Below are 27,000 nucleotides of genomic sequence, written 5' to 3'. Positions count from 1 at the left end.
TGATACATTACGCACCGAAGCGGTCCGAAACTGCATCCCGATCAATCTTGTCCGGGCCGCTGGTCGGCATCGCCTCGACGAACGCGATATCGCGGGGGTGTTTGTACCGCGCTAGACGGTCGTCGAGGAACACTCGGAGGTCGTCGAGCGTCAACGGCTGGTCGCCAGCGCCGTCGGTTGTGGCACTGGTCGCGGGCTCGATGACGGCCTTTCCGACCTGCCCCCACTTGTCGTCGGGGACCGGAATCACCACGACTTCGCCGACCGAGGAATGGTCGGCGATAGCGTCCTCGACCTCCGCTGGAAAGACGTTCTCGCCGCCGCTAACGAACATGTGCTTGGTGCGACCCTCGATGTAGTAGTAGCCGTCCGCGTCAACGCGAGCGAGGTCCCCGGTCGACACCCAGCCGTCGCCAAATGTCTCAGTGGTGGCCTCGGGGTTGTCGAGGTAGCCCGTCGCGGCGTGGGGCGAGCGCAACTGGAGTTCGCCGACGGTACCGGGGTCGACCGAGTCCCGTGAACCGGTGGGGTCGCCTCCGTCGTCGCTATCTTCGGGGTCGACGATTCTGGCGTCAACATGCAGAACCGGCTTGCCGACGGAATCGGCCTTCTTGTGGGGCCAGTCCTCGGGCATCGCGAAGTTGTTCGGCCCGCACTCGGTGAGGCCGTACCCCTGTGAGAGGTCGACGCCACGGTCCCACCACGTCTCCATCACACTCTTGCGGCAGGGGCCGCCGCCGGATTTGGCGAAGCGGAGCGACGAGAGGTCCGTCTCCGCCCAGCGGTCGTGGTCGGTCATCATCCGCAGGATTGCCGGGACGGCGACGAGGACGGTCCCACCCTCTACGTCGATGGTCCCCAGTACGTCGCCAGGATCAAACTCGCGGGCGATGACCACTGTCCCACCCATATGCCACAGCGGGACGGTGAGGACGTTCCAGCCCCCGGTGTGGAACATCGGGAACACCATGGGCGTCACGTCGTCCTCGCGCAGTCCCCAGGCCGTAATCGTGTTCAGGGAATTCCAGACGATGCCCCGGTGGGTTAGTTCCGTCTCCTTGGGTGTCCCCGTCGACCCGCCAGTGTGCAGGAGGAGATGCGTGTCTTCCGGGGCCGTTGTCGCCGTCTCGACAGGTGTGTCGTCCTCGGGGAGGGCCGAAGCGTAGGGCGTGCTGTCGAGCGTGGCAGCCGAGGACGCGTCGTTGGTGGCGGTTTCGAGATGGATAAGTTGGGGAGCCGTCGCATCTGCTGTCTCCAGAGCAGTCGAGACAGTCTCGGTGAAGGGTGCCTCGACAACGAGGACTTCCGGGCCCACGCGGTCGAGGAGTTCAGCGAGTTCCGGGGGCGCAAGTCGATGGGACAGCGGGGCCAGTCGGCCCCCGGTTTTTGCGGTGGCGAAAAACAGGTCGACGACGGCGGGACGGTTCCGCGAGACGATGGCAACGGTGCCGGCGGCCTCGCCGCGGTTGCCGACGCCGTACCGCCGGAGCAAGCGAACGGTCCGATTCGCTCGCCGGTCCAGTTCGGCGTACGTGAACCGCTCGCCGGTCGTCGCGTCCACCAGTCCCTCGCGGTCCGGCGTGAGCGCGGCCCGGCGCTCGCTCCAGGCACCGACCCAGTCCTGTGGCGTGCCCTCAGACATCGTCGATGAACTCCCGGATCTGTGTGTTGACGCGATCGTACTCCTCGATGAACAGCAGGTGGGGGCCGCCGTGGACGGTAATGAAGTCGGCGTTCGGGAGCCCGCGTGCCAGCAATTCTCCGTTCTCGTAGGGGACCACCTCGTCGGCGGTCCCGTGGATGACGAGGGCCGGAACTGTGATTTCACCGAGGCAGTCCGACGCGTCGAACGCCTGGACCGCCGCACCCTGCCATTCGAGAGCGTGGTCGCTGGCGTCGCTGTCGATGCGCCAGTCGATGATGCGCTCGATGAGGTCTTCGTGGGCATCCATGAACGAACCTGAGAGCGCCGGCTGCATCTTGTACCGCCGGAGTTCGCGCTCGTCGAGGTCATCGGGGACGGCGAACATCCGCTGTTGTGTCTCCTCTGGGACTGGAGCCGCTTCGGGGCCGCCCGGTGAGGTACACATGAGCGTCAGCGACTGGGCCCGGTCGTACTCTAGGGCGTACTGCTGGGCGATCATCCCGCCCATGCTGGCCCCGACGACGTGGGCCTGTTCGACGCCGGCGTCGTCGAGCACGGCTTCGAGGTCACTCGCCATCTGGCTCATCGTGTACGGACCCGCGGGTTCGTCGGAGTCCCCGGTACCACGGTTGTCCCAGACGATGGTCTCGTATTCCTCGACGCGCGCCTCCTGTTGCCACAGCCACATCCAGCGGCCGTAGCCGATGCCCTCGACGAAGACGACTGTTTCGGCGTCCGGGGGCCCCTCGCGCTCGTAGGCAAGCGAGACGCCGTCGTTGGTTGCGTATTGCATACTGACTGGTTCTGGTTGAATATCCTTCAAGTAGTCCGGTTCCGCGTTCATTGCTCTGGCTCTGAGTTCGGATGGTCGCGTGGTGCATCGTTTCGCCGTCGATACGCCTCTGTCGGGTAGCCGGGCAGTGATCGGCCACTCCACGCCCAAGTCGTCGTTCTGTCAGGCGGTTCGATGGTCGTTTTTACGGATTTCATTGGTCGGACTCACCCCAGAGTTTCGCCGGCAGCGCCTCGGCGAACGTCCCGCCGACGCGCGCCCGTAGCGACCCCAGCAGTCCGTCGGGAACGTAGAGCACGAACAGCACGAACACGATACCGACGTAGAGGCTCGCGTGGCCGTTCAACAGCAGGTCGATGAGCGCGCCGATAGTCGTGTCCCCGACCAGCGTCGTGTCAAGTGTTTCCTGCCCCAGCAGAGCCCGGAGATAGGGCAATAGGCCGCCGCCCTGCCCAGCCTTCGAGAGGAACTCTCGAACGGTCTCATCGAACAAGTGGCCGTACAGCGAGCCGGCGAGGGTGCCGAACCCGCCGATGATACTCGCCAGCAGGGCGTCGCCGGTCACCAGGAAGTAAAAAGAGTTCTCCGGGCTGGCCGACCGCTTGAAGCCGGCGAATAATCCGCCGGCGACGGCGGCGAAGAAGCCGCTGATGGCGAAGGCCCCGAGCTTATACAGATACGTGTTGTAGCCGATGGCGACGGCTCGCTCCTCGTTTTCCCGGATCGCGATCATCACTCGGCCGAAGGGAGAGTGGATGACCCGCTGCATGGCGAAGTAGCAGGCCAGAACGACGAGGCCGATCATGTAGTAGGACACTGCCGTGCCGGACAGCGTCGACCCGAGCAGGGCTACCTCGTCGCCGGTGAGGACGCCGATTGACAGCGAGAGCTGGTCGATGCCGGGAATTCCGATCTGGAACCCCTCGGCGTGGCTTGGCCCGACCGCGGGGCCGTCCCGGGGGTTGGTCGCTACGTAGTCCCAGCCGCGAACGAACACGTAGAACACCTGTGCGAAGCCGAGGGTGATCATCGCGAAGTAGACGCCCGAGAGGCGAAACGAGACGAGTCCAACGAGTATGGCCAGCACGACAGCTATACAGCCGCCAACAAGCAGCGACAGCATGAACGGCGTTCCGGGACCGAGTAGCGGCAGCTTCCCGTTGGCGATGAGGATGATAGTGTACGCGCCAGTCCCGTAGAACACCGCGTGGCCGAACGAGAGGTAACCGGTGTAGCCGCTGATGAAATCAAAGGAGATGGCAAAGAGGCCGAAATAGAGGACGCCGACCATCGTCTCTACCGTCGGTAGGAGCATTTGCGTCTCGGCGCTGACCGCCGAGTTCAACAGCGTGTGATACACCGGCGGGTACAGTGCCAGCAGGGCGATGATGACGATATGGGCAGTGTGGTCCCGCAGGTACTCACGTGGCCATCCTGTTTCCACAGTCGTCGCCGGTGGCTCGGACGCCGCCTCGGCGTCAGCCTCGGACTCTGCGCTAATGGCCCCCCACCTCCTCGACGCCGAACAGGCCCTGCGGGCGGAGGATAAGCGTCACCACGAGCACCAGAAACAGCACCAGTTCCGGCAGGCCCGTGAACTCGATAACGTTCTGGAACCACCAGGTCGTCACCGCGTCTGCCATCCCTACCACGAGGGCGGCGACGACGGTGCCCCGGAACGTCCCGAGGCCGCCGACGATGACGACGATGAACGCCGGCAGCAGCGTCTCGGCCGCGAGCGGAACGCTCGCGCCCCACGTCGGGTCCCACATCAGCAGTGTTCCGGCCGCGCCAGCCAAGCCGATACCCAGCGCGAACACGACGGTAAACACCTGGCGAACGTCGATACCAAGCGCCGACGCCATCTCCGTGTCCTCGCTGCCGGCCCGGATGTACAGGCCATAGCGGGTCTTGGTGAGGAACGCCCAGATGCCGACCACCGTGATCGTTCCAAGGAGTATCTGGAACAGCGACATCCAGCCGGCGCTGACGGGACCGAGCGTGACCGGTTCGCGCAGAATCTGCGGCTTGGTCGCCAGCGCGGCCTGCCAGTCCGACAGCGGCTGGAGGTCGTAGATACCCAGCACGATGCGAACGAGCTCCTCAATAACGAGCGTCAGGCCGAACGTCAGCAGGATCTGGTATATTGGCGGCCGGTCGTACAGCGGCCGAATGATAGTTGTCTCGATGGCCCCGCCCAGCACCGTCAACAGCGCGAAGGCGACGACGATGGCGACGAAAAACAGGCCGAGACGGGTCAGCGGCGCTGTCCCGCCGGTGACTGTGACCACCATCAGGAGACCGCCAAGGTACGCCCCGACCATCGTCAGCGACCCGTGGGCGAAGTTCAGCACGCCCATGAGGCCGAAGATGAGTGTGAGGCCGCTGGCGATCATCACGTACAGCGCCGACTTGGCGAGGCCGTTGACGATGACGCCGCCGAGTTCGCCGAGGGTCAGGAACTCCGTGAGCGCGTCGACGATCATGCCGACAGATACCTCCTGAACCGCTCGTCGTCGGCAGTCACCGCCGCCGTCTCCCCGTCGTCAACGACGCGACCCTTGTCGAGGATGTAGAACCGGTCAGCGAGGTCCAGCGCCAGCGGGAGGTTCTGCTCGACCAGCAACATCGTCACGTCCTCGCTCGCTTTCGACAGCGCCTCGGCCACGTCGGCGACGATTTGCGGGGCCAGACCCTCACTCGGTTCGTCGACCAGCAGCAGGTCGTTGTCACCGACAAGACCACGAGCGATGGCGAGCATCTGCTGTTGCCCGCCCGACAGCGTTCCGGCGTCCTGCCCCCGCCGCTCTTCGAGGATGGGGAACGAGTCGAAGGCCAGTCGGAGACCGTCGCCCACATCGTCCGGGTCCGGTATCGCCGCCCGGAGGTTCTCCTCGACGGTGAGTTGGCTGAACATCCGACGGTCCTCCGGAATCCAGCCCAGTCCGCGCTCGGCGACCTCGTGCGTCTCCAGCCCGACCAGCGACTCGTCGCGGAACGTGATCGACCCCTCGCGAGGCGGCGTCAATTGAAGGATGGTCCGGAGGGTGGTCGTCTTGCCGACACCGTTGCGGCCGGCCAGCGCGACTACCTCTCCCTCCTCGACGGAGAGGTCCACGCCTTCGAGGATGTGGCTGTCGCCGTAGTACGTGTGGACGCCGCCGAGTTCGAGCAGGCTCACGCCGTCCCCTCCTCCGAGTCCGGTTCTGACCCGGTCGGAGTTGTATCGCCGTCCAGACTGCCCGGTTCGTAGCCGCCGAGATACGCCGACTGTACGTCGGGGTTAGCCCGTACCTCTGCCGGCGGTCCGTCAGCGATGACCGCACCCTGATGGAGCACGACGACGCGGTCGGAAACGCCCATCACGATGTCCATGTTGTGCTCGACCAGCAACACCGGGTAGTCCTCCGCCACTGCTTCGATGAGGTCCCGGATTTCGTCGACGCTCTCCGAGGAGACGCCGGCGTTTGGCTCGTCCAGCAGGAGCACCGCGGGGTCGCCGGCCAGCGCGATGGCGACTTCGAGCTTTCGCTTTGCGCCGTGGCTCAACGTGCTCGCGAGGTCCCCGGCCCGGTGGGAGAGACCGACCCGGTCGAGAGTCTCGTGGGCGCGCTCGGTGAACTCATCGTAGTGGTCGACGTTGCGCCAGAACGTCGTCGCGTCGTTGCTGTGGGCCTGCTCGGCAACCCGGACGTTTTCCAAGACCGTGCTATCGGGGAAGATGTTCGTCACCTGGTAGGAACGGTGGAGGCCCTTGCTGGCTGTCTCGTGGGGCGACGCGTCGGTGATGTCCTCCCAAGTCCCGTTCCGCCGGAGTTCGACCGTGCCTTCGGTGGGCGAGAGGCTCCCGGTCAGCAGATTGAAGAACGTCGTCTTCCCGGCCCCGTTCGGGCCAATAAGTGAGCACAGTTCCGCGTCGAGTTCGAAGTCGACGCTGTCGACGGCGGTGAGTCCTCCGAACTCTCTTGTCAGTCCCTGTGTTCGGAGCATACCTACAGTGAACAGCCCATCTGGTCGCTATCCTGCGGAATGGTCGTCTCGTCAGCGCTGATGCGAGCGAGCGGTTCGCCGGGCATGATAGCGGCGCCCCAGTTGTCGGCCCACTCATCGGTTGTCGGAATCGGGTTCGCGACGGTCATCGCCGACCGCGCCTGGTTGTTGTACCCCTGGAAGGTGTAGCCGCCCTCGCCTTTCGGCGTGTCGGTGACTGTCATCTCCTTCAGGGCGTCGGCGATATCCGCACCTTCGGTCGACCCGCTCTCCTGAACCGCCTGATGGATCGCCGACGCGCCGGTGAAGGTCCCCGCCGAGAACAGGTCTGGGACGACGCCGTAGGCGCTGGTGTAGCTGTCGACAAACGCATCGTTGATCGGGTTGTCGTACTGGTTCCAGTGGTACCGGGTCGTGAACGGCCCGAGCTGTGAGTCCCTGATCTTCTCGGCTGTCAGGGGCTCGCCGAGCACGCTCTGCATTGTCCCGCCGACGACGCTGTTGGTGATTCTGGTGGCGAACCCGCCGAACACCCGATAGGAGTACTCACCCGAGAGGAAGGCGTTGAACATTGCCGGAAGCGTCGCAACTGTGAATCCGCCGACGACGCCCTCGGCACCGGCTTCTTCGGCGTTGTCAAGCAGCCCTTCCCACTCGGCGTACCCCTGTTCGACGAAGCGTTCGCCGACAATATCGACGCCTTCAGATTCCAGCACGTCCCGGTAGTTGTTGACGACTGCGCGGCCGAAGCTGTAGTCCGCGCCGAACAGGTAGACGCTCGACACGTCCGTCTCTCTGGCGACGTACTTCCCACCTGAGCGGGCGTCCATCGCGGTGTTCTCGCTCGCCCGATAGACGAGGTCGCTACAGGTATCCGAGTTGGACGTGATGTCTGCCGACGCCGCCGGCCCGAGCATGATGGGGACCTGCGCCTGATTGACGACTGTCGTGACGACCCGGCTGGCGACCGCCGAGGACGCACAGCCGGCGAGCATATCTACGTCCTCGTTCTCGACGAGGTTCGTCGCCGCTGTCTGGGCCGTGTCCGCCGAGAACTCTGTGTCCCGTACCAGCAGGCGGTACTCCGTGTCACCGGCGGTAATCGTGATCTCGCCGCTGCCGGGGTCTGTCGGCGGGTCTGTATCACCCTTGTACGCCAGCCCGGAGAGGAACCCCCACAGCGACTGGTCGCCGTAGTATTTCAGGTCGCCTGCGCGGGGTTGAAGTACACCGATACTGACGGTCTGTGCTGAGCCACTGCCGCCCGATTCACCGTTTGTGCCACTGTCCGTCATGCCGCCGTCCGAATCGTCCTGTTCAGTCATGGATGAGTCGTCACTGACACAGCCGCTGAGTCCAACAACACCGGCACCGAGCGCACCGAGAACGCGCCTCCGTGTAGCCGTGTTCTGCATAACAGATCATTGTAGACCCGCCGCCCACATAGTGTGCTGAGTTAACATATTAACGCGGCGGCCGGAACGCAGTTCTCGTCCGGACCGGGGCTGTCACAAAAATGGCGGTAGGCGGCCTGTCTCGTTCCTTGTTTGGGAACTGTCCTCTCACATCGGCTTGATCATCTGCTACGTAGCTGCTTCAGCAACAGTTACCCGGTACATCTCAGCGGTCACCCATGTTAGCAACGGTGGAATAGCAGAGAGTCCCAGACCAAGCGCCACCACGAACTGTGTGTCAGACGAAATAGAGTAGATGTCTGCGACAAAGGTTCCTTTGACGGCAGCTAGCCAAACAAGGACCACTGTCGGTATTACTGGTCGCTGACGAAATGATGCCCACACAGACACAGCCAAGAGCGTAATTCCGAACAGAAGGTACGCGAGAGTTACGATTTCAGCTAGGAGACCGAGTTCGTGGCTGGGATCTATTTGCAGGTGTGTCCAGTACTGCTTGATTCCCAACCAGCAAACGTAGAATCCAGCTAAGCTGAGACCGACAGACGGGAGTTGATCCCGGAGCGTCCTACTGATCTCCATGGGCAGAATCTGTTCACTTATTGTGAATTCTGTGGCATATGTTTTCTTTTTTAGTATGTCTTGTAGCTGATACGGACAGACAGCGACATAGTCGATAATCGGTCTATTTCTACCGATGCTGTTGATGTCGGATTAGCTGGATGGATCCGATACTACATCACATTCGTACAACAGAAAGAGTCAGGCTCCGGTCGGTTGGCTACCTGTGGAAGCCGTAGCGTCCACCTGTTTTCTATTGGCACTCTGGGTGGGAAAGGACCAAGCCGATAGCCACGTCGAAGTCAGTCCTCGATGTCGTCCAGTGCTTCGACGACGCGTTCGATCATCTTCCGCTCGCCGCGCCGGAGATTCTTCGAGACGGCAGGCTTGGACACGCCGAAGTCCTCAGCAAGTGACCCCAGCGTTGCATCACGGGGTGACTCGAAGTACCCCTCGGAGACGGCGGTTTCCAGCGTCTCGCGTTCCGTATCCGAGAGGTCACGACAGCCGTCGACGAGCGTCATCGCCGCGCCGGCGTTCTGCACGAGGTCCTGCAGCTGTGGGAGCGTCGCCGACGTGCGGTCGACCACGTCGTACTCGTTGTCACGGTCAAGTTCCGAGAGCGTCGTGTCAGCGTCCCGGCCGCGGTCGAAGCCGACGTGCCAGGTCTCGCTGCCCGCCTCAATATGGAATGGCCCGGTGATGTAGCCGCCGTTGTCTCTGATGGTCTGCATCGCCGCCGTTTCCTCGATAGTCGTCCTGATATGAGCGGCGTTGTCCTCGCGGCGTAACAGGGCACAGTCGTTCATGTTTTCGTGGGACTGCAAGCTGTTTAGCCCCGTATCGAGTATCCCTGCGTCCTCGGCTTCGACAACCATCCGCGTCTCCAACTCCCGCGCACGCTGGTCGAAGTCCCAGTGTACCGCTGCAAAAGCGACATCGTGGTCTGCCGTCGTGTCGATGAAGGGGCAGTCGTACTGCTCCATGTCCAGTGCGATATCGATCATTGGCAGTCCACTGTATCACGTATGATTCGTGTGATACGGTAAAGAACCCCACGATTAATATTGGCTATTTCTCGCAACCGGGTTCTTCACGAACGTCTATCCCTGATACACCGTTTCAATAGTGTTTTAGGGCTCGGTTCTGGATGAAGTGGTATGACTTTGCACGCCAGAGAGATAAACCAGGACGTACGGGAGTTGGGTGCGCTCCTGGGCGAGGTGCTGGAGGCACAAACGTCGACCGAGGCGTTTGAAACGGTAGAAACTATCCGGAACTCGTGTATAGACTACCGACGCGGTGACGCCGAGACACGGGACGAGGTCCACCGGGCGCTGAACCGACTGAATCCGGAAACGCAGGATATCGTCGCACGCGCGTTTACCACGTATTTCGAGCTTATCAATCTCGCCGAAGAACGCGAACGGGTTCGAGAAATCCGGGAGGGCAGCCAAGGAGATGTGCTGGCCGACAGCGTTGAGGAAGCCGTCCGGGATTTGGCTGAACGTGGCGCAGACCCGGAGGAGTTCGAGCAGGTCCTCGAAGACGTGCTCATCCAGCCGACGTTCACGGCCCACCCGACCGAGGCCCGCCGGAAGACGGTGAAAGCGAAACTCCGGTCGGTGGCCCGTGACATCGAGCGACTCGACGAGCGACGGCTCACTGACCGCGAGCAAAAGCGCATCGAACGGGACCTTGATGCTGAAGTGACGAGCCTCTGGCAGACCCCACAGGTCCGTGACCGCCGCCCAGAAGTCACTGACGAGGCCCTGAACGTCCAGTGGTACCTCGAAAACGTCCTGTTTGACGTCATCGACGAGGTGTACGACGAACTCGAACACACCCTCGAAGACGTGTACGACGAGGACATCGACATCGACACGCTCTATGAGTTCCGCTCGTGGGCCGGCTCCGACCGCGACGGCAACCCATTCGTCACGACCGACGTGACCGAGGAGACGCTGGAGCGCCAGCGCGATACTGTACTGCCGCTGTACCGCACCAAGCTCAAGGAACTCTCCGGCGTGCTGAGCCAAGATGCCTCGAACATCGCGACTGATGCGCTGTTCAACGAGCGACTGGACCGTCACAAGTCTAGGCTCCCCGGCGTCGCCAAGGAAGCCGAGGAGCGGTATCCCGATGAGCCCTACCGCCAGAAGCTCCGGCTGATGCGCGAATCCGTCATCCGGGTCAGCGATGTTCGCCAGGGCGGCTACGAGAACGACGAGGAGCTGCTGACCGACCTCCGCGTCATCGCCGACAGCCTCCGTGAGAACGATGCCGAGGTCATCGCTGAAGCCCATGTCGACCCGCTGATCCGGAAGGTCGAGACGTTCGGCTTCACCCTTGCCAGCCTCGACCTGCGCGACCACCGGAAGATGCACACCGACGCCATCGCCGAGGCTGTCGACCGGCAAGGCATTAACTACGCGTCGATGGACGAGGACGAGCGCGTCGAGTTCCTGACCGAGGCCATCCTCCAGGATAACACCGTTATCGACATGGAAGACACCGAGGGGCTCTCGGAGGACGCCACCCGCGTCCTCGACCGCTTCCGTGCCACCGCCGACTGGCAAAACGAGTTCGGTATCGACGCCATTGATACCTACGCCATCTCGTGGTGTGAAGAGCCCAGCCACGCGCTGGAAGTGCTGTTCCTCGCCGACCAGGTCGATATCGTCGACTTGCCCGGCTACTGCGGGTTCGACGTGGTGCCGCTGCTGGAGTCGGAGTACGCACTCTCCGGCGCCCGCCGTATCATGGGCACGCTGTTCGAGAACGAAGCCTATTCCCAGGCGCTGGAGGCCCGAGACAATATCCAAGAGATCATGCTCGGGTATTCCGACTCGAACAAGGAGAATGGCTTCCTCGCCGCCAACTGGTCGCTGTACAACAACCAGAAGCGACTCGCGGACATCACCGACGACTACGACGTGGAGATGCGCCTGTTCCACGGCCGCGGCGGCTCTATCTCCCGCGGTGGCGGGCCGATGAACGACGCCATGCTGGCCCTGCCAAACGAGACGGTGACCGGTCAGATCAAGTTCACCGAGCAGGGCGAGGCTATCGCAGAGAAGTACGCCAACCACGACATCGCCGAGCGGAACCTCGAACAGATGCTCAACGCCCAGATTCGGGCGCGCCAAAACGCAATCGAGGAGCCCGTCGAGGAGATTCCCGACGAGTGGGAGGAGGCGATGGAGACAGCGGCCGACGCCGCCCGTGACGAGTATCAGGACCTGCTTGAGACCGATGGCTTCGTCGAGTTCTTCGATCAAGCGACGCCAATCACCGTCATCGAGAACCTCAACATGGGCTCGCGGCCGGCGTCCCGAAGTGAAGACCGCAGTGTCGAGGACCTCCGGGCCATTCCGTGGGTGTTCTCCTGGACGCAGGCTCGCTGTATCATTCCCGGCTGGTACTCGATTTCGACTGGGCTCGACGCCTACCTCGAAAACGGTGGCGACATGGAAACCCTACAGGAGATGTACGAGAACTGGCCGTTCTTCCGGACGAAACTCGACAACGCGTCGCTGGCGCTCGCCCGAACTGACCTCGGGATCGCCGAGGAGTACGCCGACCTCGCCGACCCCGAACTCCGCGAGCGCATCTACCCGCGTCTCGTCGAGGAGTACGAGGACACCGTCGAGAAGGTGCTCGAAATCACCGGGCAGGACGGCCTGCTCTCGCGGGACTGGCTCAAGGAGAACCTCGAGCGCCGGAACCCGTATGTCGACCCGCTGAACCTGTTGCAGGTCCGCCTGCTCAAGCAGTCCCACCGGACCGAAACCGAGCGCCGGACCCTGCGGCTGACCGTCCAGGGTATCGCGGCCGGGATGAAAAACACCGGGTGAGCCACTGCACGACGCCGGCTGAGGCGACGCTGTAACGGCTTACTACGAAAGTAGTACCCATCGAAGGATTTACGCGTCTGCCCCCGGAGTAGCCGGTATGGCACTCGAAACAGTTCTTCTCGCAGTTGGACCGAACGACGCCGACCGAATTGACGAACTCGCTGACGCCGTGCTCGATATCGCGGGCCCGGCCGGTGCGACGGTCATCGTCGCACACGTATTCACCGACGACCAATACGACGGCGTCGTCGACAGGCTTGAATTCGCATCGACCGGTGAAGCCGATCCCGACGAGGTCGCCGACCGTCACACAACCGTCCGGGAACTTGTCTCGCGGTTCGATGACGCTGGTCTGTCGACACAGGTCCGTGGTGCCGTGGGCAACCACGGTGAGCAGATCGTCAACCTCGCCGAAGTGACGGGGTCGGACCTTGCCGTCGTCGGCGGCCGTAAGCGCTCGCCGACTGGGAAGGCCGTCTTCGGCTCCACGGCACAGGAAGTCATGCTGAACGCACCGTGTCCGGTCACGTTCGTCCGCGGCGAGGACTAAGACGCAGAAAACGAGTTTTCCAGTTACTCTACAAGCGCGGCTTCGAGGAGTTCAAGCGGATGTCGGATCTCGTAGCCGCTGCCGTGTTCCATCTGCATCGCGCAGGTCGGGCACTCGGTCATGCCAGTTTCACCTTCGGCGTGTTCCATGTGCTCGAACATCTCCTCGCCAATCTCCATCGACTTCTCGTATTTCTCCTCTTCCAGCCATAGGTTCCCGAGATGCCAGAACAGGAGTCGCCGACGTCCTCGACTTCGGCGCCGTCGAGGTCGCGGAATAGTTCGACGGCCTGGCGGTCGAGTCCCTGATTGCGTGAGTGACACGGAGCGTGGTAGGCGAACTCTTCGGCGAGGTCGCCGTCTACGTCGGCCGCCTGCACTTCACCCTTGAGGTCTTCGTGAATGCGGAGGTACTCGACAGCCTCGAAGGTGTTCTCGGCGACTTTGTCGACGCCGTCAATATCGAACAGTTCGGGGTACTCCTGTCGGAGCGCCATCGAACACGAGGTACAGGAGGCGATGGCGCGGTATCCCTCATCGACGAGCTCGGACATCGATGAGACGTTCGTCTCGGCGTGGCGGCGGGCGTCGTCAAGCATCCCGTTGGCGAACATCGGTGTTCCGGAGCACTTCTGCTCGGGCGCGACGACCTCGTAACCGAACTCCTCGTACACCCGAACCATCGCCTTGCCGACCTCCGGCGTGTTGTAGTTGGAGTAACAGCCGTGGAAATACGCCACCTTCTTGTCGGCATCCTCAGGGAGTCCACGCCGTTTTCGGGCGGCTCTCGCGTTCTCCCGTGATTGGACCTGACCGCCGCGGTCGGCCCACCAATCGCGAAAGGTCTGTTTTGCGAAGGCAGGGAAGTCACGCTCGCTGGTAACGCCGAGCGTCTTTTCCATCACCCAGCGGGCCGGCCCGAAGTTCATGGCGAAGTTCGCGAGTCGGGGGACCTTACTCGCGAGGAACGCGGAAGTGCGGTAGTTCGCAAGAATGCGGTTCCGGATGTACTCGACGGAGAGCTTGTCCATCTGCTCGCTGACGTACTCCCCGCGGGCGGTGTTGTGCATCTGGCTGAGCGGGACGCCCGACGGGCAGGCGTTGTCACAGCGCATGCAGTTCGAGCAGTCCATCACCGAGTCATCGATCTCGTGGTCGTCGTCGGACTGCTTGAGTCGCCACTGTTCGGGACCCTGGAACTTCGGGCCGGGGAAATCGTCGTCGACCTCCGCGACGGGGCAGTTCGTGTCGCAGGTCGAGCATTTGAAACAGGAGTCCGCGCCGGGCCGGAGGTCGAAGTCGTCGCTGTCGGGGAAGACATCAACTGGTTCGAACTCCTCGCCTGTGTTCGGTGCTACCGGGTCAAAATCTGTCTCTGGTGGGGTTTCAGCGTCACTCATCGTGCCTCCTGTGCGGCGCGCTGGCCCGCCGCGTAGCCTGTTGCGATCGAGACCCCGCTACCGGATTTCTCGGCGGCGAAGTCGTAGCCGCCCAGTACGGAGCCGGCAGCGCGCAGGTTCTCGAACTCGCTATGCTCGCTTGCGTCAAGGGGCCGCAGGTCATCATCGGTCGCCACGCCGTAGCGAGCGAACTCGTGGTCGCCGAACAGTTCGCCCTCAAACCAGTCGTAGCGGTCCGCGGCGTGGGGGACGTGGCAGTCGAACACCGGCTCGTACACCCCATCGCGGTCGGACTCGACGCCCTTGCCGACGAAGCCGCCGGTCGCGAGGACGTACTGGTCGGCGCTGTTGGGAATCTTCGCGCCGTTCTTCTCGATGAATACCTTCTCGATGCGGTCTTCGCCCTCAAAGTCGACGACAGGGTTGCCGGTCTCGATGCTGGCTCCGGCCTCGTCCAGCGCCGAGAACAGGGCGTCCTCCAGTCGGAGGCCGGGCAGCGACGGCGGCCCCATCGGGACCTCAAACACGTCGACACCGAGGTGGTCACCCAGTGCGTCGCGGATGGCTCCGGGGTTGTCGTCGCCGAGAATCGCCGGGAAGCCGACCCGCTCTTCGTCCTCCAGCAGCGGGTTCACGCGCTGGGCGAGGGCTTCGCGGGCCGGAACCATTCGCCCGCGAACCGCCACCTCGCTGTTGGTATCGAGAAGTTTTGCATACCGCGTGACCTTTGCGTCTGCGCGCAGGTCGCCCGGGAACCGAATTGTCTCGCCGCGGACATCGAAGGGCACGCCCGTCGCGTCGAGATGGGCAGCGACGTGGGGCGCGTCGAAATCGACCATTTCCTCGATGCCGACCAGCAGCGTGTCGCGGGTGTCGCTAGCGAGGCCGGCGCTGGCTCCGGCCGGGTAGCGGGCGGTCGGTTTGATACTCCCGCCGTGGGTAGGTAGGAGCGCGTTCGTGTCCGTGTGCTCACCTTCGTAGGTCGGAACCGCGTCGTCGAACAGCGACAGTGCGTCCCGGACCGTCTGGACACCGACTTTCCGGTACGGATGAGCCTCCGGCAGCGACGGAATCGCCTCGTACGGATCGGTCAGTGGGCCGTCGCCGTCCGGCGTGTAGCCAAGTATATCTACCAGACCCGACGCCTGTCGAAGCGTGCTCTGTTTGTAGGAGACCAGTCGCACGTCAGCCCCCTCACGGGCGGCCGCCAGCGCGCTGGTCAGCCCGCCGAGGCCGCCGCCGATGACGAGTACCTCCGACTCAATAGCCATTTGTCCCTCCGTCAGCGGCTACGTCCGCGCTGTCGACGCTCCCGCCCGTTTGCCCGCGGCCCGAATCGAACGCCGAGAAGTCCACCGAGTCGCCGTCCGCCGGGTCTTGGTCGCGGTTCTGCGTGGTGGCGTGCAGTGCGTAGTTCAGTGCCGCCTGGGAGAGCTGTTCGCCCCAGAGGGCGTGTCGCTGGCCCTTCCAGCGTTCCTGTAGCAGTTCATCCCAGGCCTCGCGGACGACCGGCTCGTCGTACTCCGAGTGGAGTTCACTCGCCATCCGGTGCGAGCAGAAGCCGCCCTGACAGTTGCCCATCGACGCACGGGTCCGGATGCGGACGGCGTTGAGGTCCGAGCCCGATCCCTTGATAGCGTCCTGAATCTCGGCTCGGGTGACGCCTTCACACGCACAGACCGTCGGGTTCGGCCCGTCGGTCTTGAGCACGTCATCGGCTCGTGAGCCGAGCCGTTCGACGCTCCGACGACCAATCGGCGACCGGAGCCCGAACTCGTCCATGTAGTCCCGCAGCACCGAGAAGTCCTCGCTGCCCGGCAGTGGCTCGTCGGCGGTCCGACAGTCGGCGTCGATGCCGAACTTCCCGCAGACGTGGTCAGCAATCTGCTCGCCCATCATCCGGTAGGTCGTGAACTTCCCGCCGACAATGCTGGTCATGCCGGGCAGGTCGTCGCGCTCGTCGTGGTCGAGCAAGAAGAAGTCCCGCGTGATGTCCGTCGGGTCGTCGCTGCCGACGTCCGGTGGTTCGTACAGCGGACGGACGCCCCAGAACGAGCGGATGGTGCGGGCATCGTCGAGCATCGGAATCAGCTCCGAGAGGGTGTCGATCATCATGTCGACTTCCCACTGCTCTTCGGGGTAGTCCTCGGGGTCCTCGACCTCTTCGTCGGTCGTGCCCAGAATCGCGGTCGTCTCGTGGGGCACGACGATGTCGGCGTCGCCCTTGGGCCGACAGCGGTTGATGACGGTGTCGACCTGGCGGATGTTCATGATTGTCATGACTCCCTTAGAGGGACGGACCTCGATGTCCAGTCCGGCCATGTCGCCGATGCGGCCGGCCCAGGCTCCCGTCGCGTTCACGACGTAGTCGGCCTGGATCTCCTCGGTTCCGCCTTCGGTACCGTGGACGCGCTTTCCGGGACCGGAGTCGTGTTCGACCTCGATGCCGACAACTTCGCCGCTCTCGACGATGAGGTCGGTAACCTTGGAGTGTGTCTCGATGCGTGCGCCGTGTTCTTGTGCGCTCGCGGCGTTCGCGACCACCAGCCGGAACGGGTCGATAGCCCCATCAGGGACGCTGATGGCCTTGTCGATGTCCTTGGCCAGATGTGGCTCCATCGCGCGGGCTTCCTCGCCAGAGACGACTTCAGCGGGAATACCACATTCCTCACAGCCGCTGAGCTTCCTCTGGAAGTACTCCTCGGAGTCCTCCGGTCGCTTGACGAACAAGCCGCCGGTCATTTCGACACAGTGGCTTGCGATATCCCGCAGCACCCGGTTTTCCTCGATACACTCGGTCGCACTGGCCTGATCCGAAACGGCGTACCGCCCGCCGCTATGGAGTAGCCCGTGCATTCGACCGGTGGTCCCGTGGGTCAGATTCCCCTGTTCTACGAGGGTTACGTCGAGCCCGCGCATCGCGAGGTCCCGCGCGATGCCCGCCCCAGTCGAGCCGCCACCGATGACGGCGATGTGTGGTGTCGGTCCCATCTATCTTTCCGTGGTTTTGGAGCGCACGCACTTCACTTTACCGTTGCTGGTGCTTGGGTAGTAAATTTTCTATGTAATCATGAGGAATACCGGCGATCTGCACTGTTGGTTGTGAACGCCCCACAGTTTAAATTTCAATGAATAGTTGTTCGAGTGATCGTACACAACTGCTCGAATGTTGAAAATGAAATTAAATATTAAACTTACTCGGCTGCGTATTTCTATTCTATCCGTAATTACCTCTCTCAAACTTTAATTATCACTACCGCCTACCCAACAGTAACTATTATGTATTTTGATAGTTGATTATCCGCGAGACCGTGTTGGCCGTTTGGCCAGCGAGAGTAACAATGAGTAAATGGAACCCACTTAATTCAGAAGATGGCCGGCCCGATGGGGAACGCACCGACGGTGGCGTCACAGAGGGACGGGACGAAAGCGAGTCGGAGCGTGAAAGGTCGTCGACAGAAGCCCTCCACGAAGCGGCCGGGGAAACAGAAAGCGACCCCGAGCGGGCGGAACTGAAAGCACAGTGTGAGCAACTGGCGGCGGAACTCGAACAGGAGCGGGCGGAGCGTCGCGCACTTGAAACCGCTGTCGACCGTCTCACTTCTGTTGCTGCGGCAAACGCCGACGGCGACCTGACTGCGAAGCCCGGGCAGCCACCAACGGAAGCGGCTGAACCATTGTACGAGGCATACGGTGAACTGCTCCGAGAGTGGACAGACACCGTCGACCGGATGGCGTCGTTCAGCGAACAGGTGACCGCCGCAACGGAACAGGTCGACACCCGCATCGGGTCAGTCAAATCCGCTAGCCGGGATGTGAGCGGTGCCGTCGGAGAGATTGCCACCGGGTCTGACGAGCAACGTGACGAGATCCAGTCGATCTCCGACGAGATGCGGAACCTCTCAGCGACGATTGAGGAGATAGCGAGCGCCGCAAACGAGGTCGCGGACACATCAGGCGAAGCCAGCGTTCGAGGCGAATCCGCACTGGAGTCGGCGTCCTCGGCGATGACGACGCTTGACCAGTTGACCGACAACGCCGAAGCGACCGTCGACAAGGTCGAACAACTGAACGACCTGCTGTCGGATATCGAGGAGATTGTGGATTTCATCACGGATGTGGCGGACCAGACCAATATGCTGGCACTGAACGCCAACATCGAAGCGGCCCGAGCAGGGGAATCCGGCGACGGGTTCGCTGTCGTGGCTGAGGAGGTCAAATCACTCGCAACCGAGACGAAGGAAGCGACCGACGAGATTGCAGCCTCCATTCAGGAGGTGCACGAACAGGCCGACGCAACGGTTTCGGAGATGTACGACACCCGGGAAAGCGTCGAAGACACTCGTTCATCAGTCGCCAGCGCGCTCGATGAACTGGATTCCGTTGTCTCGATGGTTGAGGAAGTTGATTCGAGCGTACAGGAAATTGATGATGCGACGGATACGCAGGCCGATTCCACGCAGGAAGTCGTGTCGATGGTCGACGATGTTGAAGGCATAAGCGCCCGGACGGCCGAAGAAGCGGCCGTCGCCGCCGACGCCGCAGCGGACCAGACGACGGAACTCGCGGAGGTCTCGACGCGTGTCTCGACGCTCACCGAGCGAGCCGAATCACTGGATGCATCGCTCGATTCCTTCGAACTGGCGACCGGTGCAGCGGCGACTAACACGAATGGGACCGTCGTCGAGTTCTGGCACGCGATGGGCGGTGAGAAGGCGCTACTGCTCGAAGAACTGGTTCGTGAGTTCGAATCACAGACTGACGGCATCAGTCTCGCACTGCGATCGAAAGGGAGCTATCGCGGAACTCTCGATGCGACGCTAAACGCCGCCGAAAACGGTGACCCGCCGGCAATCGCACAGATATTTGAGATCGGCACTACGCGTGCGCGCGACAGTAGATACTTTAGACCCGTCGAGGAACTCCTCCCGACAGCCCACATCGACTCGCTGCTTGACCCGGTGACGAATTACTACCGGTTCGACGGGACGCTCCACTCGCTGCCGTTCAACGCATCGAATCCAGTGATGGCGTACAACCGCGACGCGTTCAGACAGACTGGACTCGACCCCGATTCACCGCCGGAAACCTTCGCTGACGTTCGGAGCGCGGCTGAGGAACTCGTCGACAGGAGTGGCGTGGATACCGGTATCACATTCGCGAACTACTCGTGGTTCGTCGAGCAGTGGTTTGCCGAAGCTGACCAGCTCCTCGTAGACAAAAACAACGGACGATCCGGATCGCCGGCCGAGAGCAATCTCGACGGCAAGTTCGCCCACGACCTGTTCGAATGGTGGCAGGGCCTCGAAGCGGACGGACTGTACCACGACCCCGGTATTGAAGCCAGAGGAGCGGCGCGGACACATTTCACCGAGGAGGACGCTGCGATGCTGATCGGCTCGACGTCGTCGCTGAACAGCATCGAAAGCAGCGCCGACTTCGATGTCGGGACCGGCCGATTCCCCGTACTCAGACGACCGGACCGGCGTACTCGTCGGCGGCGCATCGCTCTGGGTCGGCGATGAAGTTTCCGAAGCCGTGCACGACGCTGTCGGGGAGTTCCTCACCTGGCTCACCGAACCGGCTCAGCAGCGTCGGTGGCATCAAGAAACTGGATATTTCCCCGTCCACGAGGAGACGATTCCACAGCTCCGGTCGGCGGACTGGTTCGAACAGAACCCACACTACCGAACGGCATTCGACCAGCTCACGGAAACACGTGACACCACGGCGACGCGGGGCGCGCAGATCGGCCCGTTCGATACGGTTCGAACAATCATCGAAGATGCCGTCGACAGTATGGACGGGCCTGATTCAGTCCCGTCCGCGCTCGATCGACTCGACACACAGGTCACAAAGCAGCTTGAGCGGTACGATTCCGACCGGTAGCGCCGCCCCGTCCTTTCTTTACTCGCCAAACATCACCATTAGTAATCTTTATAATGGTTCACTATGTTGTTTACTGGCAAGGTGGTAGCTTTCATAAATAAGCTACCTCCGCCACGGAGAACACAACAATGGCAGACACATACGTTGGCGCGATCGACCAGGGAACGACCGGTACCCGCTTCATGGTATTCGACCACAGCGGCCAGGTCGTTGCGAACGCCTACGAGAAGCACGAACAGATCTACCCGGAGCCCGGCTGGGTCGAACACGACCCCGTCGAAATCTGGGAAAACACGCAGGAAGTCGTGACCAAGGGGTTGGCGGATGCAGGCGTCGGTGCCGAACAGCTTGAGGCACTTGGCATCACGAATCAGCGTGAGACGACGATCGTCTGGGACAAGGAGACCGGCAAACCTGTCCACAACGCGCTGGTCTGGCAGGACCGCCGAACCACCGACCGCGTCGAGGAAATCCAGGAAGAGGACAAAGTCGAGTGGATCCGCGGGAAGACCGGGCTGGAATGTGACGCCTACTTCTCAGCGACCAAAACCGAATGGATTCTCGACAACGCGGAGCCGCTCAAGATGCAGAGCTCGCGCGGTGCTGACCTCCGCGAACGAGCCGAAGACGGTGAACTCCTGATGGGGACTATCGACGCGTGGCTCATCTACAAGCTCACCGGCAACCACATCACGGATGTCTCGAACGCATCGCGGACGATGCTGTACAACATCCACGACATGGAGTGGGACGATGAGCTCCTCGAAGAGTTCGGCGTTCCGGAGTCCATGGTTCCGGAAGTCCGCCCGTCCTCCGACGAGAGTCTGTACGGGCACACCGACGCGGACGGCTTCCTCGAAGAGGAAGTCCCCGTTGCGGGCGCGCTGGGTGACCAGCAGGCCGCACTGTTCGGCCAGACCTGCTTCGATAAGGGTGATGCGAAGAACACCTACGGGACCGGCGCGTTCTACCTGATGAACACAGGCTCCGAAGCAGTCGCCTCCGATAACGGCCTGCTGACGACCGTCGGCTTCCAGATGTCCGGTGAGCCCGTCCAGTACGCGCTGGAAGGCTCTATCTTCATCGCCGGCGCGGCCATCGAATGGCTCGAGGACGTCGACCTCATTAACAACGCTGCCCAGACAGCGGAACTGGCCCGCTCGGTTGAATCAACCGACGGTGTCTACATGGTGCCGGCCTTCACGGGTCTCGGCGCTCCGCACTGGGACGGCCGCGCCCGCGGGACGATTGTCGGAATGACCCGCGGAACGCGAAAGGAGCACATCGTGCGTGCCACGCTCGAGTCCATCGCGTACCAGACCCGCGACCTTGCGGAAGCGATGGAGGAAGACTCCGGTGTCGAGATGACGACGCTGCGAGTCGACGGTGGTGCAGTCAAGAACAACTTCCTCTGTCAGCTCCAGTCCGACATAATCCAGACGGACATCGCTCGACCACAGGTTGACGAAACCACTGCCCTCGGGTCGGCATACGCAGCCGGCCTCGCGGTTGGGTACTGGGACACCGTCGACGAACTCCGGGACAACTGGCAGGTTGACGAGGAGTTCTCGCCGGAGATGGACGCTGGAAAGGCAGACAAGATGTACGACCGCTGGGACGACGCTGTCGATCGTTCCCGCGACTGGGCACAGGAGGAATAATAGATGGCGATCGCATTCGGACTCACGGCAGTTGATATGCTCGTCCTCGCCATCGCGGCGTTTGCGGGCGGCGCGTTCGGGGCCTCCATCGGTGCACTCCCGGCATTCTGTTTCACCGGCTTCATGGTCCTTATCGGTGAAGCCGGCAACGTCGTTTCCGAGTCGTTCGTCGGCGGTTCTCCTGATGTCATTTCGGGCGCCGCCGGTGGGTATGGAGCCGGTATCGTCGGCCCACTGGCGTTCGGCCCTGTGTTCGGGCCGCACGTTGCCTTCGCCGGTGGTGTGGCAGCAGCAGCGTACGCCGCGAAGTATGACGGCATGTACGAGCCGGACGACGGTGACTACCACCCGGCGAAGGACATCGCCTATGCCCTCGGTACCCGACCAGATGTCCTCGCTGTCGGTGGGGTCTTCGGTATCCTGGGGATGGCAATCAGACAGACGTCCGGTGGACTCGGGGTTCCGATTGACCCGCCTGCAGCAGGTGTCATCCTGACGGCTGTTATCGCCCGCTTAGTCTTTGGCTACCCGGTTATCGGACGTGTCCGCGGCAGCAGCCTGCTGGATATGTCGCCATTCGAGAGCGGCAAGATGCGGTCGGGTGAGGAAGTCGCAACGGATGGTGGAATGGCCGCCGAACGACCGGCTGTCGAGCCGTGGCTCCCACACCAGTACAAGTGGACGCACGTCGCAATGCTCGGACTCATTACCGGCATCCTTGGTGCGTACATCTTCGCGAAAACCGGGAGTCTCTTCCTCCCATTCGGTATCTCAGCAGCGAGTCTGCTGTTCCTGAACCTCGGCGTGGAGAAATTCCCGGTTACGCACCACATGACGCTCCCGGCAACGTTCGTCGCCAGTATGGCGATGACGGACGGTGCGAGTGTCCTGGTCGCGCTCGGCCTAGGAGCGTTCTTCGGTATCCTGGGTGCGCTATTTGGTGAGGTCTACCAGCGCATCTTCTACGCCCACTCAGATACGCACTTTGACCCGCCAGCCGCATCAATCATTACGACGACCCTCATCCTGGGCATTCTGGCACTGGCTGGAGTGTTCACGACATCCGCAGCTGTCCCCCTGCCGTAAGAACTCATACGGCTTTTTATTTACAGGTCCAATCGAATATACACACGATCTAATTTCCAAGCATGGATATTGAAGCGAGAATCAAGCGTCGACAACGCCGGAACGGTGAGCCCCGGCTCATTCAGGATTACGAGTCCATCTCACCGGTTGTCCACATAGAGGAGCCGGCCGACCGCGGTCCGGTCCTCGAACGACTCCTCGACCACCTCGACCCGGTGTTCGATGGGCAGCTTCCGCCGAACGCGTACGTGCATGGTCCCTGTGGCTCAGGGAAATCCGCGGTTATCACGGCGCTGTTCGCCAACTTAGAACAGCTCCCGACGGAGCAACAGGCGATTATCCACACGACGACCCGTGCGCAACCACCGACCTCTCCGTCGTTCGTCTACGTGAACGCCCGGGAGACCGCAAGCGAATTCGCGTTCTACCACGCGGTCCTTGACGCACTCGTTGACGAATCGGTGCCGGAACACGGAATCGGGACGGAGACGCTCAAGTCGCGGCTTCACGACCTGGTTCGAGAACAACGCACAGGCATCGTCATTGCAGTCGACCACATCAGCGAACCGGAGAGCATTCAGGCCCCAGCACTCGTTGACCTGTTTGCCGGCTTACCGAGCAACGTCAGCTGGCTCGCTATCGGCCGCGATGACCCGTCGACGACTGAACTGACGCGGTACACCGCCGAGTCGATTAGTATTGACCGCTACCAGCGCCAGATGCTCGTCGACGTGTTGATGACCAGAACCTCGAACGGGCTGGCCCAGCAGGGGCTCGATCACGGTCAGGCAAGACATATCGCTGACTGGGCCGACGGCAACGCCCACGATGCCCTTGCCGCTTTGTTCATCGCCGCAGAACTGGCCGAAGAACGGGGTCAGGACCGCATCACACAGGCCAACGTCGACGCGGCCATCGCGGAGGTTCCAAACCCCTGTGTTTCGTTGGGTGTTGTTCTCTCCCTGCCGACGAACCGACAGACCGTTCTCAGGGAGCTCATCGACCTAGAGGAGAGCGAACGCTCCTCGGTGACGGCGACGACAGAGGCGATTGCGTCAGCACAGTCCGTCGATCTCTCTGCCGGGACCGTCAAGCGGTTCCTCTACGAAATGGCTGAATCCGGCGTCGTTGACCGCGTCGAAGCGACGGTCACTAACGGTCAAGGACGCCCGCCGAGCCGTGTTGAACCGCGATTCCCCCCGACGGCGTTCCGGCGGCTGTACGACTTGCAACAGTAGCCAACAGTTCGCGGTCAGGTCGACGCTTTTTACACGCGCTGTGACGGGTCACCTGTGCCGCCAGTCAGCGCGGATGCCAGTGCGCCGCGAACCACGACATCGTCGCCGAACTGCGTCAACTGGATGTCCGGAATGTTCGACATCACCATGTCATCAAGCCGCTCCCGGATCGGATTGAGTACCTGTTCGGGGTTGTTGAGTGCAACGGCCCCACCGACGTAGACGACAAGGGGAGCATACGCGTGAACGATGTTCGCGACGCCAATCGCGTTCCAGTGACAGATCTGATCAAGAACGTGAGACGCGAACTCGTCTTCCCCAGCATATTCGAAGATATCTGCCGCGGAAAACTCCTCAGTCTCGATTGGGAGCGCTGTCTCGACGGGGTCCTCCCGGTGCAGCTGTGTGGCGTACCGCGGAATGTTCTCGCCCGAGCAGTACGCTTCCCAGTGGCCGTCGTGCCCGCAGCCACAGGTCATGAACCCGTGCGGATCAATTGTCAAGTGACCGACTTCGCCGGCGTTGCCGTCCCAGCCTGAGAGGATGTTCCCGTCGACAGCCACCCCAGCGCCGACCCCGGAGGAGATAGTGAGATACACCATGTCATCGGGGCTCCGGTCCGAGTAGAACCGCTCGCCGATGACGCCGGCGTTGGCGTCGTTGTGCAGCGACACCCGCTCACTGCCGATGAGATTTTCGACCGGCCCAGTCAGCGGAATCCGGTCGATGGTGTCGGGAAGGTTCGCTGGGTTTTCCACGACGCCTTCGGCCAGATCCATCGGGCCGAAGGATCCGATACCGGCGGCAACCACGTCTGTGGGGGCGATGTCGGCGGCGTCACAGGCCTGCCGGATCGCATCGAGGACCGCCTCCGTGACCGCAATACCTGCCGGTCCACGTGGTGTTTCAGTTTTGTGTGACGAGACTATCGAGCCCGTCTCATCACCGATAACAGCGCGAATATGTGTCGCTCCGAGGTCGACCCCTGCGTAAGCGCCCATGCTGGTCGAAGGGTTGCCCCACCGATACTTAACTACACAGATTCTACTGCGGTTAGTAGTCTCGCTCTCTGCCTGAGATGTCCTCTCGTCCGACGGACTCCTCGTAGACGACACCGCGCTCGGAATCCAGTGTGACGGTCGACCCGTCCGAGACAGCATCAGGCAGGTCCGCGTTCGATATCATCGGAATCGAGAGTTCGCGGGCAACGATGGCAGCGTAGCTCGTGACTCCCTCGTGGGCGTCAATGATGCCGCCGATACGGCTGGTGTCGCCCACGAACTCGCCGTCGAACCCTTCCGGAACCGCCAGTATCGCCCCGTCGGGGACGTTCGAGAGGTCGCCCGGCGACTCCTGGGGCGGGGCCGCCGAAAGCCGATGGACAGGGCCGGTCACCAGGCCGTCGACAATTGACCGACCGCTGGCGACCGTTTCGGCCGCGACGTGGACTTTCAGCATATTCGCCGTGTTCATCCCCTCCAGTTCAGTCATCATCCCGGAGAGGACGACGACCGTGTCACCGCTGTCCGCGGCTTCGGTTTCGAGAGCGGCCTGAACAGCCGTCTGGATGACGGCATCGGCCCCTTCGGTAGTGTACTCAGTCGTTACGGGCGTGATGCCCCACGAAAGCGCGAGCTTCCGTCGGACGCGCTCGTTTGGTGTCGATGCGACGATTGGGATCGACGGCCGGTACTTTGCCGATTTCAGGGCGGTGTACCCGGATTCGGATGCGGCGACAATCGCCGACGCCCCGATATCACGTGCGAGGAACCGACCTGAGCGCGCGAGCGCGTCCGTTCGGGTATCACCAGCGTTTGGCACGCGCTGTTCGCGGGACTCGGCGTACTCCTCGCTGCCCTCGACATCGCGGATGATCCGGTCCATCGTCTCGACGACGCGGGACGGGTGGTCACCGATCGCTGTCTCGCCGGAGAGCATCACTGCGTCCGTCCCGTCAAGCACTGCGTTTGCTACGTCAGAGGCTTCTGCGCGGGTCGGCCGCCGGGAGTGGACCATCGAATCGAGCATCTCGGTCGCCGTGATGACCGGGACGCCGGCCTCGTGACACCGACGGATGATGCGCTTCTGGATGATCGGGACATCCTCTAGCGGGCACTCCACGCCGAGGTCACCGCGGGCGACCATCACACCATAGGCCTCATCGATGATCGAATCGAGGTTTTCGACAGCTCCGGCCCGTTCGATCTTGGCGATGATCGGAATGTCGACACCGCGCTCTTCGAGTGCCTGGCTGATCTCGTAGATATCCTCGCCGTCACGGACAAACGAGGCGGCCACGAAATCAGGCTCCTTCTCGGCGGCCACGTCGAGTTCTTGTTCGTCGTTTTCCGTAATCGTCGGCAGGTCGAGTTCGACGCCGGGAACGTTGACGCCTTTGCGGGCGGACAACTCGCCGCCGTTCTCGACGGTCGCAAACACTGTGTCGTCCTCGACGCGCTCTACGGTGGTCTCGATTCGGCCGTCGTCAAGCAATACCCGGTCGCCCGGCTCAACTGCTGTAATCGACTGCGAGAGCCCGACCTCTTCCGGCGTCGCATCGTCACCGACGACGTACCGGATAGTGGACCCCTCCGTGAGCTGAATCGGTTCATCGATCTCCGCGGTCCGGACTTCCGGCCCCGGCATGTCAAGCATGGCCGCGACCGGCTCCTCGACCGCCTCGTCGACCTTGCGGATGCGATCGATCATTTCACGACGGTGTTCCGGCGAGCCGTGGCTTGCATTCAGCCTGGCAACAGACATACCGGCCTTTGCAAGTGACGCGATGTCGTCGACTGAGTCCGACGCAGGACCGAGCGTACAGACGATCTTTGCGCTACGCATTGTGACCTCGGCCTCCGGGGAGCCACAGTTTACAGCGTTCATAGTTAATCATACTCTGTCGTTCCCCGCGAAGGG

The 27,000-nt window shown here is 62.3% G+C and carries 17 protein-coding genes and 2 pseudogenes; 6 read left to right on the top strand and 13 right to left on the bottom strand.

Annotated features, from left to right (window positions below; translation table 11 throughout):
• Window positions 1-7 precede the first annotated feature (7 nt).
• From ACODNH_RS16805 to ACODNH_RS16770, 8 genes are all read right to left on the bottom strand, one after another.
• Complete coding sequence (locus ACODNH_RS16805; protein WP_306706214.1) at window positions 8-1,642, bottom strand: AMP-binding protein; 1,635 nt, start codon at window positions 1,640-1,642, stop codon at window positions 8-10.
• Window positions 1,635-2,489 (bottom strand): alpha/beta fold hydrolase, encoded by an 855-nt coding sequence (locus ACODNH_RS16800; RefSeq protein ID WP_306706212.1) that lies wholly within the window; start codon window positions 2,487-2,489, stop codon window positions 1,635-1,637. The genes ACODNH_RS16805 and ACODNH_RS16800 overlap by 8 nt, the downstream gene beginning before the upstream one ends.
• Before the next feature lie 142 nt (window positions 2,490-2,631).
• Window positions 2,632-3,798 (bottom strand): branched-chain amino acid ABC transporter permease, encoded by a 1,167-nt coding sequence (locus ACODNH_RS16795; RefSeq protein ID WP_306707481.1) that lies wholly within the window; start codon window positions 3,796-3,798, stop codon window positions 2,632-2,634.
• A gap of 136 nt (window positions 3,799-3,934) precedes the next feature.
• Entirely contained in the window at window positions 3,935-4,924 is a 990-nt protein-coding gene (locus ACODNH_RS16790; RefSeq protein WP_306706210.1) for a branched-chain amino acid ABC transporter permease, read from the bottom strand.
• A complete protein-coding gene (locus ACODNH_RS16785) occupies window positions 4,921-5,619 on the bottom strand; it encodes an ABC transporter ATP-binding protein (protein WP_306706208.1) in 699 nt (232 codons plus the stop codon). The genes ACODNH_RS16790 and ACODNH_RS16785 overlap by 4 nt, the downstream gene beginning before the upstream one ends.
• On the bottom strand, window positions 5,616-6,428 hold the full coding sequence (locus ACODNH_RS16780; protein ID WP_306706206.1) for an ABC transporter ATP-binding protein: 813 nt from the start codon (window positions 6,426-6,428) through the stop codon (window positions 5,616-5,618). The genes ACODNH_RS16785 and ACODNH_RS16780 overlap by 4 nt, the downstream gene beginning before the upstream one ends.
• A 2-nt stretch (window positions 6,429-6,430) precedes the next feature.
• Complete coding sequence (locus tag ACODNH_RS16775; protein WP_306706204.1) at window positions 6,431-7,843, bottom strand: ABC transporter substrate-binding protein; 1,413 nt, start codon at window positions 7,841-7,843, stop codon at window positions 6,431-6,433.
• Window positions 7,844-8,703: 860 nt separating this feature from the next.
• Window positions 8,704-9,408, bottom strand: coding sequence for a helix-turn-helix domain-containing protein (locus ACODNH_RS16770; protein ID WP_306706202.1), 705 nt, complete (start codon window positions 9,406-9,408; stop codon window positions 8,704-8,706).
• A 153-nt stretch (window positions 9,409-9,561) separates the two neighbouring features.
• Here ACODNH_RS16770 and ppc point away from each other — a divergent pair, with 153 nt between their 5' ends.
• Window positions 9,562-12,258, top strand: coding sequence for a phosphoenolpyruvate carboxylase (gene ppc, locus ACODNH_RS16765; RefSeq protein ID WP_434530613.1), 2,697 nt, complete (start codon window positions 9,562-9,564; stop codon window positions 12,256-12,258).
• Between the two features lie 97 nt (window positions 12,259-12,355).
• On the top strand, window positions 12,356-12,808 hold the full coding sequence (locus tag ACODNH_RS16760) for a universal stress protein (protein ID WP_306706198.1): 453 nt from the start codon (window positions 12,356-12,358) through the stop codon (window positions 12,806-12,808).
• Between the two features lie 23 nt (window positions 12,809-12,831).
• Here ACODNH_RS16760 and ACODNH_RS16755 read toward each other — a convergent pair.
• From ACODNH_RS16755 to glpA, 3 genes and pseudogenes are all read right to left on the bottom strand, one after another.
• Window positions 12,832-14,207 (bottom strand): annotated as a pseudogene (locus tag ACODNH_RS16755) (anaerobic glycerol-3-phosphate dehydrogenase subunit C).
• The gene (glpB, locus tag ACODNH_RS16750) at window positions 14,204-15,478 is read right to left on the bottom strand and encodes a glycerol-3-phosphate dehydrogenase subunit GlpB (RefSeq protein WP_306706194.1); all 1,275 of its coding nucleotides are present in this window, start codon (window positions 15,476-15,478) and stop codon (window positions 14,204-14,206) included. Before glpB ends, ACODNH_RS16755 begins: the two are co-directional and overlap by 4 nt.
• Window positions 15,468-17,198, bottom strand: a complete 1,731-nt coding sequence (gene glpA, locus ACODNH_RS16745; protein ID WP_306706192.1) for an anaerobic glycerol-3-phosphate dehydrogenase subunit GlpA — start codon at window positions 17,196-17,198, stop codon at window positions 15,468-15,470. The genes glpB and glpA overlap by 11 nt, the downstream gene beginning before the upstream one ends.
• Window positions 17,199-17,548: 350 nt before the next feature.
• Here glpA and ACODNH_RS16740 point away from each other — a divergent pair.
• From ACODNH_RS16740 to ACODNH_RS16725, 4 genes and pseudogenes are all read left to right on the top strand, one after another.
• Window positions 17,549-20,096, top strand: a pseudogene (locus ACODNH_RS16740) (extracellular solute-binding protein).
• 128 nt (window positions 20,097-20,224) lie between these two features.
• Window positions 20,225-21,757: a glycerol kinase GlpK gene (gene glpK, locus ACODNH_RS16735; protein ID WP_306706187.1), complete on the top strand. Its 1,533-nt coding sequence runs from the start codon at window positions 20,225-20,227 to the stop codon at window positions 21,755-21,757.
• Between the two features lie 3 nt (window positions 21,758-21,760).
• Window positions 21,761-22,843 (top strand): hypothetical protein, encoded by a 1,083-nt coding sequence (locus ACODNH_RS16730; protein WP_306706185.1) that lies wholly within the window; start codon window positions 21,761-21,763, stop codon window positions 22,841-22,843.
• Between the two features lie 62 nt (window positions 22,844-22,905).
• Entirely contained in the window at window positions 22,906-24,081 is a 1,176-nt protein-coding gene (locus ACODNH_RS16725; protein ID WP_306706183.1) for a Cdc6/Cdc18 family protein, read from the top strand.
• Between the two features lie 29 nt (window positions 24,082-24,110).
• Here the strand turns inward: ACODNH_RS16725 and ACODNH_RS16720 are convergent, their stop codons facing one another.
• Together ACODNH_RS16720 and pyk are read right to left on the bottom strand one after the other, a co-directional pair.
• A complete protein-coding gene (locus tag ACODNH_RS16720) occupies window positions 24,111-25,082 on the bottom strand; it encodes an ROK family protein (RefSeq protein ID WP_004962100.1) in 972 nt (323 codons plus the stop codon).
• Window positions 25,083-25,134: 52 nt separating this feature from the next.
• The gene (gene pyk / locus ACODNH_RS16715; protein WP_306706181.1) at window positions 25,135-26,925 is read right to left on the bottom strand and encodes a pyruvate kinase; all 1,791 of its coding nucleotides are present in this window, start codon (window positions 26,923-26,925) and stop codon (window positions 25,135-25,137) included.
• Between the last annotated feature and the right edge of the window lie 75 nt (window positions 26,926-27,000).

Origin of the sequence: Haloarcula sp. NS06 (assembly GCF_051122755.1) — an archaeon.
Taxonomy (GTDB): domain Archaea; phylum Halobacteriota; class Halobacteria; order Halobacteriales; family Haloarculaceae; genus Haloarcula.
The sequence above is the reverse complement of the archived record's forward strand: the minus strand, read 5'-3'. Positions and strand labels throughout refer to the sequence as shown.